We start from the raw sequence: 16,868 nt of genomic DNA on the forward strand, positions 1-16,868 counted from the left end.
TGTCATAATGACCATCTTAGCCCTGATAACGGTAGGTACCGTTTGCTTTTACTAATTATCACGTTCAAAGCAACACTCACAGGTGTCTTTCCATCATGCGGTGTCGCAATCTTCTCAGCAACCGATTGCTCTCTGTAGACCTTTGCACCATGTACTTTTCCTGATCATCACTTTTTATATTTACAGAGTATTCTATCTCTTCGTTTTATAAATTGCAAGTAATTTTTAAATATATTTTGATTTTTCAAATCCACTTTTGTACAATCTCCTCTAAAGCCATTCCACGTGAGCCTTTTAATAATACAACATCATTTTGCGTTATAATTTTTAATACTTCCTCTGCTATCTCGGCTTTATTATCAAATGATTGTACTTTTCCTGCATGATAGTTCTTTCTTGCTTCTTCCGCTACAATTTTGGCTAACTCTCCATACGTAAATACATATTGAATGCTCTCCTCATTTAACATTTTACCAATTTCTCTATGATATGTTTCACCTTTCTTCCCTAACTCCAACATATCCCCAATCACTATCATTTTTTTCTTATAGGCATTTAACTTCTGTTACGTTTCAATTGCAGCCTTCATGGAGGAAGGACTGGCATTCCATGCATCGTTAATAATTGTAAAACCTGTTTTAGCGGTTAAAAACTGAAAGCGCATTTGTGTAATATTTATTTGTTGCAATGCTTCTTGTATTTTTTCTGTAGAGACTTTGTAAAATTGCCCTACAGCGATTCCGACAATCGTATTTAAAATATTATGTTTTCCATGTAAGGGAACATCGTACTGTATTTTTGTATTATTTAATTTAAAATGAACACCATATTCATCTAATTGTACGTTCGTTGGAAACAAATCATTTGTATACTTTCCACCAAATGACTTACTTTCTATACCTAGCATATTAATATGTTGAGAAAGTAATGGCTCATCACCATTATATAGGAACAGTCCATCGTCATTTAATCCGTCTATAATTTCAAATTTAGCCTTCGCAATCTCTTCTCTTGATCCAAGCGTCTCTAGATGTGACTGTCCAATCATTGTAATGATCGCTACATCTGGCTGTGCGATTCGTGATAAATTTCGAATTTGTCCTTTTTCACTCATTCCCATTTCAAGTATTAAGAACTCTGTATTTCGTTTCATTTCTAAAATTGTTAACGGCAAACCGATTTGACTATTAAAATTACCTTTTGTTTTATGCACTCTATAAGTTGAACTTAAAATGCCTCCTATTATATCTTTTACCGTAGTTTTGCCATTACTACCTGTAATTCCAATTACTTTTACATTTATCTCTCTTCGATAAAATTGTGCCAATTGTTGCAAGGCAAACAAAGTGTCATCTACAAATATAATTGGAAACCCTTTTGGCGGGGTACCGTAAGACTTTTTCCATAAGGAAGCGACAGCTCCATTATCCATTGCTTCTTTCACATAATCATGCCCATCTTTCACCCTAATGATTGGAACAAATAAATTTCCTTCTTTCATGTTTTTGGAATCTATGCAGACACCATGTATTTCTAAATGATGAAACGATTCGTATAACCCTTCTCCATCTATTACCTCTTCAAGTTTTTTCAAATTCATTCGAATCAAAGCACTAATCACCTTCCATTTAATTACATATTTTCCGTTTTATTTACGCATATTAATAAAAATTTTATAATGAGGTGTTAATATGAAAAAAGCGATTAGTTTCTTTCTTCTTTTGTTATGCCTAATTGTAGTGAATGAAACGTACGCATACTCCCCAAAATCTTTACCTATCTCTCAAAACTCTGATCAATGGCAAGTGAATATTGCTGAACCGAAAAAAGTAAACAAAAAAAAGCTTCAAGCTAAAAAAGATGAATTCCAAACTTATCAATTTTCAGTAAAAAATGTTGGAAACAGTGAAGTATATAACGTACAAGTCGAAGTATTCCGCAACGAGCCAAAAACAAAAACGAAATATGAAATCTTTTCCCTAAAGGAAAGTCGTTTAGCAAGTGGAAAAACTGGATTTGAACATGCTAATTTTCCAGTTTCTACAAAAGCGGATGAAGTTGATGTAATGATTACTTGGCAAGAACACCCTTTCCGCTCCATGAGAAATGGTCAAAAAGTAGAGTCTAGAAAATTTAAAGAGCATTTTGTTTTTAAAGACGAAAAAAACAAATGAAATGCGAATAAATTCACATTATCATTCATATAGCTTACTTTACTAGTACCAGTTCTTAAGCAAATTAAAAAGTCGTGGCTTATACATGCCACGACTTTTTATATTAATTCGTACTAATTCCTCTCGCTGCCCAAATCCGATCGATATCCGCAGCATGTTGTCCGCCATATAAAAGAGCATCCGCTTGCTTAATCGCTTTCGCTCCATCACTGAATTTAGAGTTTGGTGTTAACGACCAGTGCGATTGTAAAATAATTTTAGTTGCTACATCACGACCAAATGCTTGCGCCATCTCATATTGTCCTTGAGCCCAAATTTCTCCATCATCATGTACTTCATTCGTAATATCTTTCGGATACACTTTATTATTATCTAATCGGCGTAAGCACGTCGGATCTGAACTAGAATAAGCAGTCGCATCCCATTCTCCAACACATGCTTTTCCGTAGCCTGTTGTCGATACTGCATCTTCATACGTAGCACCTAAGAAATCACCAAACCCTTCTCCCATCGCTCCACCTTCTGCAGAACTACCGAAGCCAGGAACTTGGTTATCTTGAATTGAATGTCCATATTCATGTGCGATAATACCAGCATCTTCTGCATCATCTACTCCACCAGTACCAAATGTTAAAGCTTTCGTTGTCGGAGAATAAAACGAGTTGTCCGCCGTCGTTCCATTTACATTCACTTTAATAGAGCGATTATTAATATTTTTAAAACCTAGACTTTGAATGTAACGTTGTAAAGTATCGATATGATAATACGACATGACATCTTCAAAGCTATCATTTGCACGTGTATAGTTAAATTGTAAGTTTGTAGATTTCGTTTTTGCTTTTGAAGAAATCGTTACATACTCTCCAATTAAAAATCCTGTCCCATCTAAACCTTTTAACGTAACAGTCTTTAATTGGTTCGTTAATGCTGTTGAATCTGCATCATTGTTATCTTTTAAACCTACTTTACTACCGCTAGATACGACTGGGTTAGGTAAAAATACTTTTCCTGATCCTTCTGCTTTACGGTTTATATCAACCTTTTTAATTAACTTTCCATTTTCTGCATCAACAAATGTTTCCCATGCACCAAATGGATTATTAGAATGGACTACAACTTTATATACTGGACGAGCAATTCCTTCTTCAACAATATATCCAAATTCTTTCTCTGTAGGAGCCCATAAGTTTTGTTCACTTACTTCTCCAACATACGCCATTGATTTTTGTATTGCATCTTTTTCACTAATTTTTGTTGTAACTTCCTTCACACCTTTAACAGATTGATAATCAGAAACAGCAAGTACTCCTTTTCCCTCACCGTTAAGAGTAACTGTAATTTGTTTTGAAAATACAGGCGCACCATTCACAACTTGTTGGAACCTAACATATGAAGCTACTGACGTTTCTGTTGTAGAAATATATTGCAAGTCTGAAAGGTCTGCTTTTAATCCATACTGCGCAGCATTTTCTTTTAAATATTCTGTTGCTTTTTTCTGCGGCGAATAAGCTTCTAGCTTTACTTGCTGTTGTTTTTCCAATGCCGAAACTGTAGTAATCGTCCCCATTACTAACGGCACAGTCATTGCCATTGCCACCATTTTTTTATTAAACATAGAACCACTCCCCCTAATAAAGTAGCTCAACCTTATCCCATTACCACTAGGCAATCATTCCCCATAAAATGGGGGGAATAAAAATTGAATCTACGAGTAATTCTCTATGAACAATTCTATTACCTTTCCATTAAGGAGGCGTGAAAATTTCTCAATATTTATGTGTAAAGCGAAAACAATACTTTAGAAAGAAATTTTCTTGAGGTCCTATCGAATCGATTATGAAAAAAATTAGCCGGATAAATATCTATCATACAAAAAAGGAAGTTGGAATGATTCCAACTTCCTTTTCTTTACTTAGTCGCGCTTAATTTAATACGAACTTTCGTCTCACCTAAAGATAGTTCATCATCTTCATTCGTTAAGTGACCAAATGTAAATTGTTTAACGAGTAAGTTTTCTTCCAACAACTCTTTATGATTCGTTAACGTTTGCTGTAGTTCTTCCTCTGTATCAAGAATTACATCTACTCGTAAATTAACAGGTAAATTCAACTGCTTACGATATTCTTGAACGGTGCGAATGAATTCACGTGCTACCCCTTCTTGTAGCAATTCTTCCGTCACATTCGTATCTAACATTACTGTATATTGTCCGTTAGTTGTATTAGAGAATCCAGGTTTCGCAACTTTCTCTACTAATACATCTTCAGTCGTTACAACTATTTCTTCTCCTGATGCTACTTCGTAAACCGCTCTTTCTGTAGAAACAAAGTTTTGTACCTCGGCTTGTGGTAATTGTTTTAGCCAACCATTTACTGCATTTACATTTTTACCGAACTTCGGCCCAGCCGTTTTAAAGTTCAGCTTTAATTGATAGGACATATATTTCGTTTCATCGAGTTCAACATGGAACGCTTTTACATTTAACTCATCCATGACGATATCACGATAAGATTCCCAATCCATATCATTTTCATTATGCTCAAGTAATACAAGTTCCGCTAATGGCTGTTTTACTTTTAAAGAATGTTGATTACGGTTACTTCTTCCAAGTTCAACAACTTGTAAAACTGCATCCATTTCCGCTTCTAATTTCGGCTGAAGTAGTAATTCATTTACAACTGGATAATCCTCTAAATGAACGCTACTTTCAGTTAAATTCAAATGAATATCTTCAGCGACAAACGGTGTAAACGGTGCAATTAATTTACTAATTGTCACAAGCACTTCGTGAAGTGTCTCATACGCAGCTGCTTTTTCAGCATTCATACCAGATTCCCAGAAACGATTACGTGATCGTCTTACGTACCAGTTACTTACTTCATCTACAAGCGCCGCGATTTCACGAGCTGCATTCGTAAATTGATAATCATCAAGTGCAGTTCTCACTTTTTTCGTTGTACTATGCAATCTTGATAATACCCATTCATCCAATTTCGTCCGCTTTACTTCATATGTTTCATGCGGATTATACTCATCTAAATTTGCATATAAAACGTAGAAGCTATACACATTGACTAAAGTATCTACAAATTTAGATTTTGCTTCCAGTACTGTTCTTTCAGAAAAACGTTTCGCATTCCACGGAGCACTGTCAACGAGTAAAGCCCATCTTAAAGCATCTGCACCAAACTGATTTACTAAATCAACTGGATCTAGTGCATTCCCTTTACTTTTAGACATTTTCTGTCCTTCTTCATCTAATACATGCCCTAGTGATAACACTCGTTTATAAGGCACTTTTCCTGTATATAGTGCCGATACTGCTAATAAACTATAAAACCAGCCGCGTGTTTGATCAATGCCTTCTGCAATTACATCTGCTGGAAACTGTTCTTCAAATAACTCTTTATTTTCAAATGGATAATGATATTGCGCAAATGGCATCGAACCACTATCAAACCAAACATCAATTACTTCTGGTGTACGATTCATCGCACTTCCGCATTTTTCGCAGTTAACTTGCACTTCATCTACATACGGCTTATGCAATTCTAAATCTTCAGGTGTTTCTTTCGTACTATGCTTTCTTAAATCAGCAATACTTTTCGGTGCGAATTGATGATCGCAACTTTCACATTCCCATACGTTTAATGGTGTTCCCCAATATCTATTTCGGCTAATATTCCAGTCCACCATATTTTCTAAAAACTTACCAAAGCGTCCATGTTTCATATGGTCTGGATACCAAGTAACAGAATCGTTATTTTGTAAAAATGTATCCTTAATTGCAGTTGTTCGGATTAACCAACTCTCTCCTGCATAATAAAGAAGTGGTGAATCACAGCGCCAGCAATGTGGGTAGCTATGTTCATACTTTTCTTTATGGTATAGTAAGCCTTCCTTTGCTAAATAACGAACGATATCCACGTCACAATCTTTTACAAATTTCCCTTTCAAAAATGGTACTGCTTCTGTATACTCACCTTTCTCATCTACAACATGCAAGAATGACAACCCTGCACTTTGAACGACCCTATAATCGTCCTCCCCATATGCTGGAGCGATATGAACGAGTCCTGTACCACTATCTGCCGTAACAAAATCTGCTGCGATAACGTGGTAGCCATTTGTAACTTCGTTCATTGGAAATGGCGGCATATAAGATGTGCTTACTAATTCTTCACCTTTATGGACAGATAGTACTTCATAGTCTTCTTTTAATACATCTTGTACACGTTCTTTTGCAACAATGTATACATGACCTTCTTGTTTCGCTTTCACGTATTCCATATTTGGATGTACAGCGAGCGCGACATTTGCTGGAAGTGTCCAAGGTGTCGTTGTCCACCCTAGGAAATACTCATTTTCACTATCTGTCACTTTAAACTTAACTGTTGCACTTAAATCTTTTACTGTTTTATACCCTTGCGCAACCTCATGTGAACTTAGTGAAGTTTGACAGCTTGGGCAATATGGTGAAACTCTATGTCCCTTATACAATAAGCCTTTTTCATGAATCGTCCCTAAAATATGCCATACACTTTCGATATATGGATTCTCTAACGTAACGTATGGATCATCCATATCGACCCAATAACCGATGCTTTCAGTGAATTCACGCCACTGCTTCTCATATGTGAATACACTCTCTTTACACCTCTGAATAAAAGGCTCAATTCCATACTCTTCGATTTCATGTTTACCAGAAATACCAAGTTGTTTCTCAACACCTAATTCTACAGGTAAACCGTGTGTATCCCATCCCGCTTTTCTTAACACTTTATAACCAGACATCGTTTTATATCTTGCTACTACATCTTTTATTGTTCGTCCAAGCGCATGACCTACATGCGGTAGTCCGTTCGCCGTTGGTGGTCCTTCATAAAACACAAAAGATTGTGCGCCTTCTCGATTCTGAATTGATTGTTCGAAAATACTTTGCTCGTTCCACTGTTTACGAATACGTGTTTCTCTCCCTACAGCTGACTCTTTTACATCTACTTTCTTCATCTACAATCACTCCTTTTGAATGTTTTAAAGCACACAAAAAACCCATCCCTATAAAATAGGGACGGGTTTACCCGCGATACCACCCTAATTCTATTAGCTCTTCACTAATAGCACTTAGCAACGTACTATCATACGTGTTCTTTGTAACGGTAGACATCCGTCCGAGCTTACTCATTTTCAGCCTCGGCTCCTCGGAGATGATTTTCAAATAACGTCTGCACACCGGCTTTCAGCAACATACCGGCTCTCTGGGGAACAGTACACTATTTTACTCTTTCTCGTCTTCAGATTTGTATACTTTGTTAAAAGCTATTTTATGCCATTTGGTAACCAATTGTCAACTAATTCGAAATATATATTTAATTATGCCCTTTTTTCACTATTCTTATACAATTACTTTTCAAATTCTCGCAGTGCTGCTAAATTTTCATCATCCTCGATAAGTTCAGCGAAAAATCCCGACTCATCCTCACGAAGTACAATTTCAAGCTCTTCCTTCGCCTCTTCATTCCTGTTTAACTGTGCTAAATAACAAGCACGATCATATCTTGCTAACAAATCACTCGCATCCATTGTTAATACTTCATTTGTTATTTTTTCTGCCTTTATCGTTTGGCCAGCACCATGATATGAAGATGCTAAAGAAAGAAGAATTGCTGTTTCATTCGGATGATGGATAGAGGCATTTTCTAATACATGAATTGCCTCTTCAAACCTCTCTTGACTTTGATATATTTCTCCTAAAGCAAGAAATGCTCTACTTACAAATGGTGTTTGCTCCGTTAATTGTAAGGTAATCTTTTCTGCTTTTCTTTCTTCTCCTGCTTTAAAGAATACTTGTGCCTGAAGAAGAAGAGTATCGTAATCATCTGGTAACTCTCGAACCATTTGTTTCGTTAATTCCATAGCATCTCTTAACATACCTTCTTCCTCGCACTCAACGAAAAGATTTACAAGTTGCTTCGCTACTTCATAATCCCATTTATTTTCTAGTGACGTGTGCAGAATCTCTATTGCTTCTCTATTCATCTCTACATTCTCATAAAATAGCGCAAATCGCTGCGCTGCCATACTATTTTTCGGATTTAACTGTAACGAAATTTCATATAAATCAATGATTGTAGTAATAATCGAAATTTCTTTCGCACGGTTTTTCATACGATAAAGAGCTCTCGTAAATATGGATTTCTTCGGCTGTTCATTTTGTTGACGTTCAATCCATCTTTCTGTAACTGCAGATGCAGCATACATAAACGCCATACTTCTTTCTGCCTTTTTTACTTTTAATATGTGAAGAAAATCTCGTATGTTAGACCATTTCTTATGTTGTTCTATCGCTTTTACATATACATCAAATATACGTTCATTATTTACATCTTTTTGTATAACCTTCATTGCAATTTCAATTGCTTTTGCATTTTTATTTTCCAATAATACTTTTGCATAATGATATAAAACTTCTGTATGCTCACTATCTAATTGTAGTGCCTCTTCAATCTGTGCTTGTTCTTTATCTATTTCATCCATTGCTCCATACACATATGCAATCGCATCTAATCGCCATATTTCAGGCACTTCGTCCGCTAATTGTTCTAGTTCAGTCAGCAATTCTTCCTGAAGATTCATTTCTACTGAAAGCTGCGCCAAATATTCCATATTAATATGCAGCGGCTCTTCTTTCATCGCCTGAACCATATGACTTTGTTCTTTAGAACGATTTTCTTCTTTTTCATATATTTCCGCAAGCTGTAAATGTACACCGACGAAATTCCCATCAAGCTCTAAACATGTTTCATATGCCTGTTTTGCTTCCGGCAATTGCCCTAATGCCATAAGTGTTTCACCAATTCGGTAATACGGTAATGCCGTTTCCTTTTGTTCTATCGCCTTATTATATCTTTTCATCGCTTGGCCATACTGTCCGATAGATTCATATAAAATACCTGTATAACAACCGTATTCACTTACTTCATTTCTTTCTTTGTGTAACGTTCTTAAGAATGCTATACCTCGCTGCACAAATACCGTTCCTTTAATTCGATTCACATATTCATCTAACGCGCTTGCTACATTATATTCGCTCTGCTTTATACCACTCTCTAACTTAGACAATGCTACTTTAAACCCTTCTTCACTTCCACCAAGTTCAACTTCAGCATCCCATAAAACCATTCCTGCATTCATAAGAAAATCTTGGCTCTTTTCAATTTGTTTTTCAATACCGAGAATATATTCTTTTGCTTCCTTATATTGTTCTCTTCCCATATAAACTTGCGTAAGTCCGAAGTGAGAGTATACATCATCATGATTTTCTTCCAAAGCACGAGTATACAATGTTTCTGCTTCTTCCAGACTATCCTTTTGAAAATGGTAGTCACCGAGTTTTACGTATAGAGGTGTCTTATCATCACAATTCTCAATACCTTTTAATAAAACTTCTTTCGTACTTTCTTCATCCTTCAAATCAGATTCGTATATTTCTGCAAGTTTCGTATAAATGTATGGTGCATTACTATCCAAATGAATTGCTATTTTAAGCCCTTTTATCGCTAAATATAATTTCCCTAAATGATGCGCACATCTCGCTCGCTCATACCATACATGTGCTTCATTTTTATATTCTTTTAACAAATCATTAAAGATTTCATACGCTTCTTCATATCTTTCTAAATCTATTAATATTAACCCGTGATTCGTTAAAGTAAATCGCTCAGGGCTACGTTCCAAGGCGACTCGAGAAAACTGCAACGCCTTTTCAGATTGATCGATATACATATATGATAAAGCGAGAAAACTCCAAGCAATCGGCTGATCCGCGTCTAATTGTAACGAGGAACGAAAACTTGAAATTGCTTCTAAATAACTTTCCTGCTCAAAAGCATACCTTCCGTTTATGAAATGATATAAGGCACGACTATTTTTCTTCTCAACACTCGCAAGCATGTGCCCAGCTTTTTCTAACTCTTCCAGGCGAATAAAGCACTGTGCACCATGTAATTTAACAAAATCTGAGTTAGGAAATTTCTCCATTAACTTTTCTATACAATATAAAATAAATTCTTTATCTACTTCAACATCTAAATGCTTAACCGTATATAACCACGTATTCGGATTATCACTTGTCTCTTTTAAAAACTGTACTAACTTATGAATCCCCTCTTTATCTTGTTCATCCAAATGATCTGTTAAAGAAAAAATAGATTTAAAATAATGATGTTCTTCTTCATTTAAAAATGATAGTAGTTCCTTCTTTTCTTGCGGAACAAACGTAATTGCTAAACAACCTGTATAACGATATTTTTCTTGTAACTTACTATATTCCACAATAACTGGCTCTATAAAGTTCGGATCTTGAACATAAAAGGCTTGTAACGTATCATCATATCCAGCTAGTACTTGTACATGTGAAGCATGCTCAATATCTATACTTAATAATACGGGAATTCCCTGATCTAGCAGTCTCTTATAATTTTCTACATTCCCTTTAAAATAACGATATTCATAACCTAATTCGTCTAAATAAGAAACAGTATCTGAAAACTTCGAGCCTGTCATATCAAAAATAAACTCTGCTATCTGATCTTGTGTACGTTTGTCTCCCCATAACTGCAACATCATTTCTAAACTTGTCGGTACACAATAATTATCCTTTTGTACAATGGGAACGATCGGCAGGTGAACCTTTTTTCCATCTTGATTTTTTTCTAAATTATGATATAACGACCCTTTTAAACTTTTTTCTTCTTTTAATAACTGTTGTAAATCTACAAGTTTATTCATTTTGTACAGTGCTTCTGCTCGTAAATGTACGAAATAAGCTTTATACGCATGATAAGGAAGCTGTTTATTTATGTTATCTATTACTGATAACATATCTTCATACTTCCCTAAATCTAATACATATTTTATCTTTTCAAAATGAAAATATGGTACTTGTGGGAACTTTACAATTGCATCATCAATTAGCTGCAATGCACGTTTTTGTTCTCCTTTATTCGCATATAACTGTGATAATAAATAGGTAGATAACTCTTCACAATCTTTATGCTGCATACCAGCTATAAATTGTTCTTCTGCTTTCTCCCATTCACCTGTATGCATATAGACGTATCCCCATTTATCAAACACGGCACGTTCACTGTACTCCTCTGCTTTTTGCATATAGATTAGTGCTTCTTCATTTCGTTTCATTTCTAAAAGACATCTTACTAACGTAAAATATGTTTTCGCTAAAAAATCGGCATCTATTTCTTCTTTATTGCTCTCTTCTAAAGCGTCTTTTAGCAACTGTTCTGCTTCAAGAATTTTCCGCTCATCAATTAACTCATCACAATATAAAGAGAGCGTTCTCATATTTGGGAATTTTTTATAAGCGTAGCGAATGAGGAATGAACTGTATTGGTGCATAAGCCCTTCATCAGTAAGGCGAATTAATATATCAAACTCCTTATGTGAAGGAATATTAGCAAGCCAATTCTTCACATAAGATAAAGTATTCTTTTCTTTTATATATGAAATTTCATTATTTATTTCCTGTAATCCCTCTATAAATCTCTTGTCTTTCAAACAAGCATCTAACTGCTTAAAATCTAGCATGTATTCACCTCGAATATTTATTTATACTGCTACTTGCTTAGATTTTACACATCATATTGTATGTATTCAACTAAAATCTCCTATAATGGATAGTATTATTTAATATTATTCAAATTTATAACAAAATATAGTAAAAATGATTGTTTTTCTCTGTATTTTGTTTGATTAAATGGAATAACGTAACATGCGGATCTTATTTTTATATAGCTGTAATCAGTACATGAAATTATATCGGCGATAATTCAAATATATCAGCGATTATATGTCGAATATCGACTTATCGACATTCAGCGACATGTTTCATCGTATTACTACCTATTAACATACTATTTCACCAAATGTAATTTTCATATTCGGAGCGTACACTAATGAAGAATGTATATGAAATGCTTTAAAAAATCGTAGTTCAGCTTCATATTGAGCTAGCGCATCATCATATGTTAATCCTCTGTCTATTAAACGTCCTATAAATTGCTGTTTATCACCTGGATTCCCCGCAATCCCCTCTTCTTTTAATGAATGATACAACTTCGCTTTACCATGATGGTGCATATTAGAATCTAAAAAGTTCACTTTATCACTTACTCTACATTCAATATTTTCCACGCCTAATTCACTTAAATATATCGGTATTTTCATACCAATATTTCCATCTTTTCCGCTTCTCTGTGTGTCACTTTCAAATAACTTCTGCAAAGTGCCTAACCTAATAAATTCCGATTGATTCTCCCCATCTAAAAAGTATGAAGACATATTTGATATCCAATGTGGTTCAAAACAGATTATTTTTCCGCCCTTTTTAACTGAATGTATCATTTTTTGTAGCATTGTTTCTGGAGTAGTCATATGTAATAAGAAAGTATGACAGATTGCTATATCGTATTTATCGTTCAGTTCAATTTCTGTAGCATCTCCTTCAAGAAATTCTGAATCATATGGAAGTAAACGAAACAACTCTCTCGCTTCCGCTATTAATGTTCCCCCGCTATCAATGCCTGTATACTTTGATCCTTTCGGAAGTAATGGCATTAATATTAAGCCTAAATAACCATATCCACAACCGTAATCAACGATATGTACTGGCTTAGTGATTCTCCAAACTGTATTTACTAAAAAGCTTACATAATCGTCATTGTAATATAGATCTCTCGTATTCTTTAAATACGCTAGTTTACTGTTCCAATCGTACGTTTCCAAGTTTAACGCCTCCTTATATACACCTATTACAATTCTCCATTTAATAAACACATTCCTATGCTTTAAACAATCCTTCAAATATAGTTTTGATAATGTGAAAATACTGCTTACACCGTTCCTATACAAAATAAAAAAGGCATACATATCTGTAATGATATATACACCTTTTTATGTTACATCTCCTCAGGAGCCTCCACCCCAAGTAAACGTAACCCTTCTTTTAATACAACCGTCACAGCATACACTAATGCCAGTCTACTGTCTTTTTCGGCGTTTCCATCTAATATACGCACATTTCCATAATATTTATTAAACGATTGTGCCACATCTAATACGTATTTCGAAATAACCGATGGCTCATTTTTGTTACATGCTGCTTCAATTACTTTTGGGAATTTGTTTAGTAATTTTACGATATTCCAACTATGATCATCTTTTAAGGTAAACGTACACGTTTCAAATTCTACATTTTCTTTTCTTAAAATAGAGCAAGCACGTGCATGTGTGTATTGTACATATGGACCTGTTTCCCCTTCAAATTTCAGCATATTTTCTAATGAGAATTCAATATTATGCATACGCTCATTTTTTAAATCGTGGAAGATAACTGCGCCTACACCGACTTGCTTTGCTACTTCTTCTTTTTGTTTTAAGTTTGGATTTTTCTCTTCAATGTTTTGTTTTGCAAGTTCGATTGCTTCCTCAAGTACTTCTTCGAGTAAAATAATTCTTCCTTTACGTGTCGACATTTTCTTACCATCTTTTAAAATGAACCCAAACGGTACATGTTCCATGCCGTCAACCCAAGTGTAGCCCAGCTTTTTTAATACAGTGAAAAATTGATTGAAGTGTAAACTTTGTTCTGGACCAACTACGTATAACGCTTTATCAAAATTAAATGTGTTTTGACGATATAGTGCTGCCGTTAAGTCACGTGTTGCATAAATTGTTGCACCATCTGATTTTCTAATTAAGCAAGGCGGCATGCCCTCTTCTTCTAAATTAACGACTAATGCACCTTCTGACTCTTCAAGTAAATCATGTTCCTCTAAAATCCCAATAAAGTCTTCCATTAAGTTATTATAAAAAGCTTCTCCTTGAAAATTAGTAAATTCCACACCGAGAAGTTCATAAATACGAGAAAATTCTTTTAAAGACTCGTGACGGAACCAATTCCAAAGCTCAACCGCTTCTTCATCACCTTCTTCTAATTTCTTAAACCAAGCGCGTCCATCTTCTTCTAATTCTTCATCATCTTTTACCTCTTCATGGAATTGCACATATAACTTAAATAATTCACGGATTGGATCCTCTTTCACTACTGCTTCATTGCCCCATTTTTTATAAGCGGTAATTAACTTTCCAAACTGTGTTCCCCAGTCTCCAATATAATTAATCCCTACAACTTCATAGCCACATTTTTCAGCGATATGTTTCAGTGAATTTCCAATCATTGTAGAACGTAAATGCCCCATTGAAAAAGGTTTCGCAATATTAGGAGACGAATAATCGATAACTACAGTCTTTTCACATCCAAAATGATTTTGACCGTACTCTTCTTTCTCCGCTAAAATCGTTTTTAATACTTCATCACTTACCGTTTCACGATTAAAAAAGACATTTACGTAAGGACCAACAGCCTCTACTTTCGCAAAAAACGGATCACTTAATTTCTCTGCAACTTCCTTTGCGATAATAGCTGGTGATTTTTTATATTGCTTCGCAAGTGAAAAACATGGAAATGCAGCATCTCCGAATTCATCTTGTTTCGGTGTTTCAATTAAATCTAAAATTTGCTTTTGCGTTAATTCATTCGTGAAAATATTAGATAAACTTTCCGCAAACTGCATTTTATAATCCATAATTTAACCTCCTTATTTTTTAAAACACAAAAAACTCGTCTCTAAAAAAGAGACGAGTTTGAACCCGTGGTACCACCCTTGTTGTTCATTACGAACCACTTTCCCGTTTATAACGAGGACAGGGGGCCTCGGCTTACTCTACTATTTGTTCAAGAAGCATCTCCGAAGTGCGCTTCATCTTTTTCTTCCGCACTAGGCTCACACCATCCCTAGCTCGCTTTCCTTCTAAAAAAGACTACTTTCTTCATCACAGACAATATATTTAATTAATTATTGCTTATTATACATCTTTTCAAACAATTAGCAAGGGTCAATTACACCAAAGTGAAACTTAGCACTTTTTCTTTTGTATACGTGAAAATTGTGTTTTTCAAATCTAGAACTACGAAAATGATCTTTTAAAACGACACGCTTTCTCGCCACTCGTTTTGCCTCCGCAATTGTTTCGTCAGTAATATCATGATACAAAGCAAAGTGTTTTAATCCTTTAATTCCATCTGATTCTATAACAGTTTCTTCAAACATTGGATCAAGATACACAACATCATAGCTATTGTCTCCACATTGTTTTAAAAACGCATAATGCTCTGTTTGCTTCACATCGATTCGTTGCATTGCTTTATCAATTTCAGAAACGGATGAAGACCATGTTTTTAAACCATTTCCCATGATATAGGCCATATATTCATTACCTTCAAGTCCGGTTACTTTTCCACTTTCACCAACAATATAGCTCGCTACAATACTATCTGATGCCATACCGAGCGTACAATCTAATATTGTCATTCCGCTTTCTAATTTAGCAGCTTGTACGAACGGATCGTGTTCTCCGCGCATTAATCTTTTCACACGAAACATCGCTGAGTTTGGATGGAAGAAAAACGACTCCTCTGTTCCTTTTGGATAAATAGCTAATCTGTTTTTGCCTACGACAAGTACATCTTGTTCATACTGCTCATGCAGTTTATGTACTGGTATGTCATTACGTTTAACGAAAGAAGTATTTAATTCTGCTGCTACCCTGTTTGCATAATCTGTCATTTCTTTATTCGTTCTTCCTGCGGTTGTTACTATCATTGTTTCACCTCTATATAAAGAAAAGAGGGAGATTTACTCTCCCCCTTCTTTAGCAATTCTTTTCGAAAGCTTGTTCTAAGTTCGTAATAATTTCGTCCATAGTTGCACCTTCAATTTCATGACGGTGAATGAAGTGAACAACTTCTTTTCCTTTTAACAATGCCATAGATGGTGAAGATGGAGGAATTTCTCCGAAGTATTCACGCATTTTTGCAGTAGCATCTTTATCTTGACCTGCAAATACAGTTACAAGATGATCAGGTTGTTTTTCAGCACGAACAACCGCTTGACCTGCTGATGGACGTGCTAAACCAGCTGCACAACCACAAACAGAGTTTACAACTACTAAAGTTGTACCTGTTACGTTTTCCATAAATTCTGTTACAGCTTCTTCTGTAGTTAACTCTTCAAACCCAGAGCGCACTAATTCTTGACGCATTGGGATTACCATTTGGCGCATGTATTCTTCATAAGCATTTGACATCTTGTAATCTCTCCTTCAACTTTCATTCCAAATTCATCATATCACGCTCTATTAATAGGTGCAAAAGAAAGATAACGATGATTTTATTTTTTTGTAGGGATTTCACAAATCCCTTCGCGGCAATGTCCAACTGGGACAAGTTTTCTATTGTTAGCGATATAATCATATACTTTACTTCCAAATCCAAGTACGATAGATAACTTTATAAAAGGCACCGCAAACCAATAAGATGGAATGGACTTTGCTAATACATGTATGCTATGAATGCCGTCACACCACTTATTATTTTTAAAAATATACAATCTTTGTTCCATCTTACTTTGTAGTTCTTGAGAAAGTTCATACTTCTCAACTACATCTTCATCTCGAAATGAAACAAATTTCACCTTACCCTTTTTATCTAATTTCTTCGTACGTTCTGCAACCGCCGTACACATCGGACACCAACTATCATAGAAAACAATCATA

Annotated in this window: 9 protein-coding genes, 1 pseudogene and 3 other annotated features (1 of these 13 only partly in view); of the genes and pseudogenes, 1 reads left to right on the plus strand and 9 read right to left on the minus strand. The window is 35.1% G+C overall.

The window, feature by feature from the left end; all coding sequences use genetic code 11:
* Positions 1–177 (minus strand) — a binding site (T-box leader) (it extends 35 nt beyond the left edge of the window).
* A gap of 67 nt (positions 178–244) precedes the next feature.
* Positions 245–1,609, minus strand: a pseudogene (locus QCI73_RS16375) (UDP-N-acetylmuramoyl-tripeptide--D-alanyl-D-alanine ligase).
* 82 nt (positions 1,610–1,691) lie between these two features.
* On the opposite strand from QCI73_RS16375, the gene QCI73_RS16380 reads away from it, so the two are divergent.
* Positions 1,692–2,174 (plus strand): hypothetical protein, encoded by a 483-nt coding sequence (locus tag QCI73_RS16380; protein ID WP_327924557.1) that lies wholly within the window; start codon positions 1,692–1,694, stop codon positions 2,172–2,174.
* A 103-nt stretch (positions 2,175–2,277) separates the two neighbouring features.
* Here QCI73_RS16380 and QCI73_RS16385 read toward each other — a convergent pair whose 3' ends face one another.
* From QCI73_RS16385 to QCI73_RS16420, 8 genes are all read right to left on the minus strand, one after another.
* On the minus strand, positions 2,278–3,789 hold the full coding sequence (locus tag QCI73_RS16385) for a M36 family metallopeptidase (protein WP_000482291.1): 1,512 nt from the start codon (positions 3,787–3,789) through the stop codon (positions 2,278–2,280).
* Between the two features lie 293 nt (positions 3,790–4,082).
* Entirely contained in the window at positions 4,083–7,184 is a 3,102-nt protein-coding gene (ileS, locus tag QCI73_RS16390; protein WP_353823352.1) for an isoleucine--tRNA ligase, read from the minus strand.
* A 54-nt stretch (positions 7,185–7,238) separates the two neighbouring features.
* Positions 7,239–7,478: a binding site (T-box leader), on the minus strand.
* A 99-nt stretch (positions 7,479–7,577) separates the two neighbouring features.
* A complete protein-coding gene (locus QCI73_RS16395; RefSeq protein ID WP_353823353.1) occupies positions 7,578–11,780 on the minus strand; it encodes a bacteriocin-processing peptidase family protein in 4,203 nt (1,400 codons plus the stop codon).
* 318 nt (positions 11,781–12,098) lie between these two features.
* Complete coding sequence (locus tag QCI73_RS16400) at positions 12,099–12,977, minus strand: class I SAM-dependent methyltransferase (RefSeq protein ID WP_070805896.1); 879 nt, start codon at positions 12,975–12,977, stop codon at positions 12,099–12,101.
* Positions 12,978–13,150: 173 nt separating this feature from the next.
* A complete protein-coding gene (gene argS / locus QCI73_RS16405) occupies positions 13,151–14,839 on the minus strand; it encodes an arginine--tRNA ligase (protein WP_353823354.1) in 1,689 nt (562 codons plus the stop codon).
* Positions 14,840–14,884: 45 nt separating this feature from the next.
* Positions 14,885–15,099: a binding site (T-box leader), on the minus strand.
* A 40-nt stretch (positions 15,100–15,139) separates the two neighbouring features.
* Positions 15,140–15,916 carry a class I SAM-dependent methyltransferase gene (locus tag QCI73_RS16410; RefSeq protein WP_353823355.1) on the minus strand — a complete coding sequence of 259 codons (777 nt, stop codon included), beginning with the start codon at positions 15,914–15,916 and terminating at the stop codon, positions 15,140–15,142.
* A 49-nt stretch (positions 15,917–15,965) separates the two neighbouring features.
* A complete protein-coding gene (locus tag QCI73_RS16415; protein ID WP_000063713.1) occupies positions 15,966–16,400 on the minus strand; it encodes a BrxA/BrxB family bacilliredoxin in 435 nt (144 codons plus the stop codon).
* A gap of 83 nt (positions 16,401–16,483) precedes the next feature.
* Positions 16,484–16,867, minus strand: coding sequence for a thiol-disulfide oxidoreductase DCC family protein (locus QCI73_RS16420; RefSeq protein ID WP_262726088.1), 384 nt, complete (start codon positions 16,865–16,867; stop codon positions 16,484–16,486).
* Position 16,868 lies beyond the last annotated feature (1 nt).

It is taken from the genome of Bacillus cereus group sp. MG16 (assembly GCF_040459875.1).
GTDB classification, from domain to species: Bacteria; Bacillota; Bacilli; order Bacillales; family Bacillaceae_G; genus Bacillus_A; species Bacillus_A paranthracis.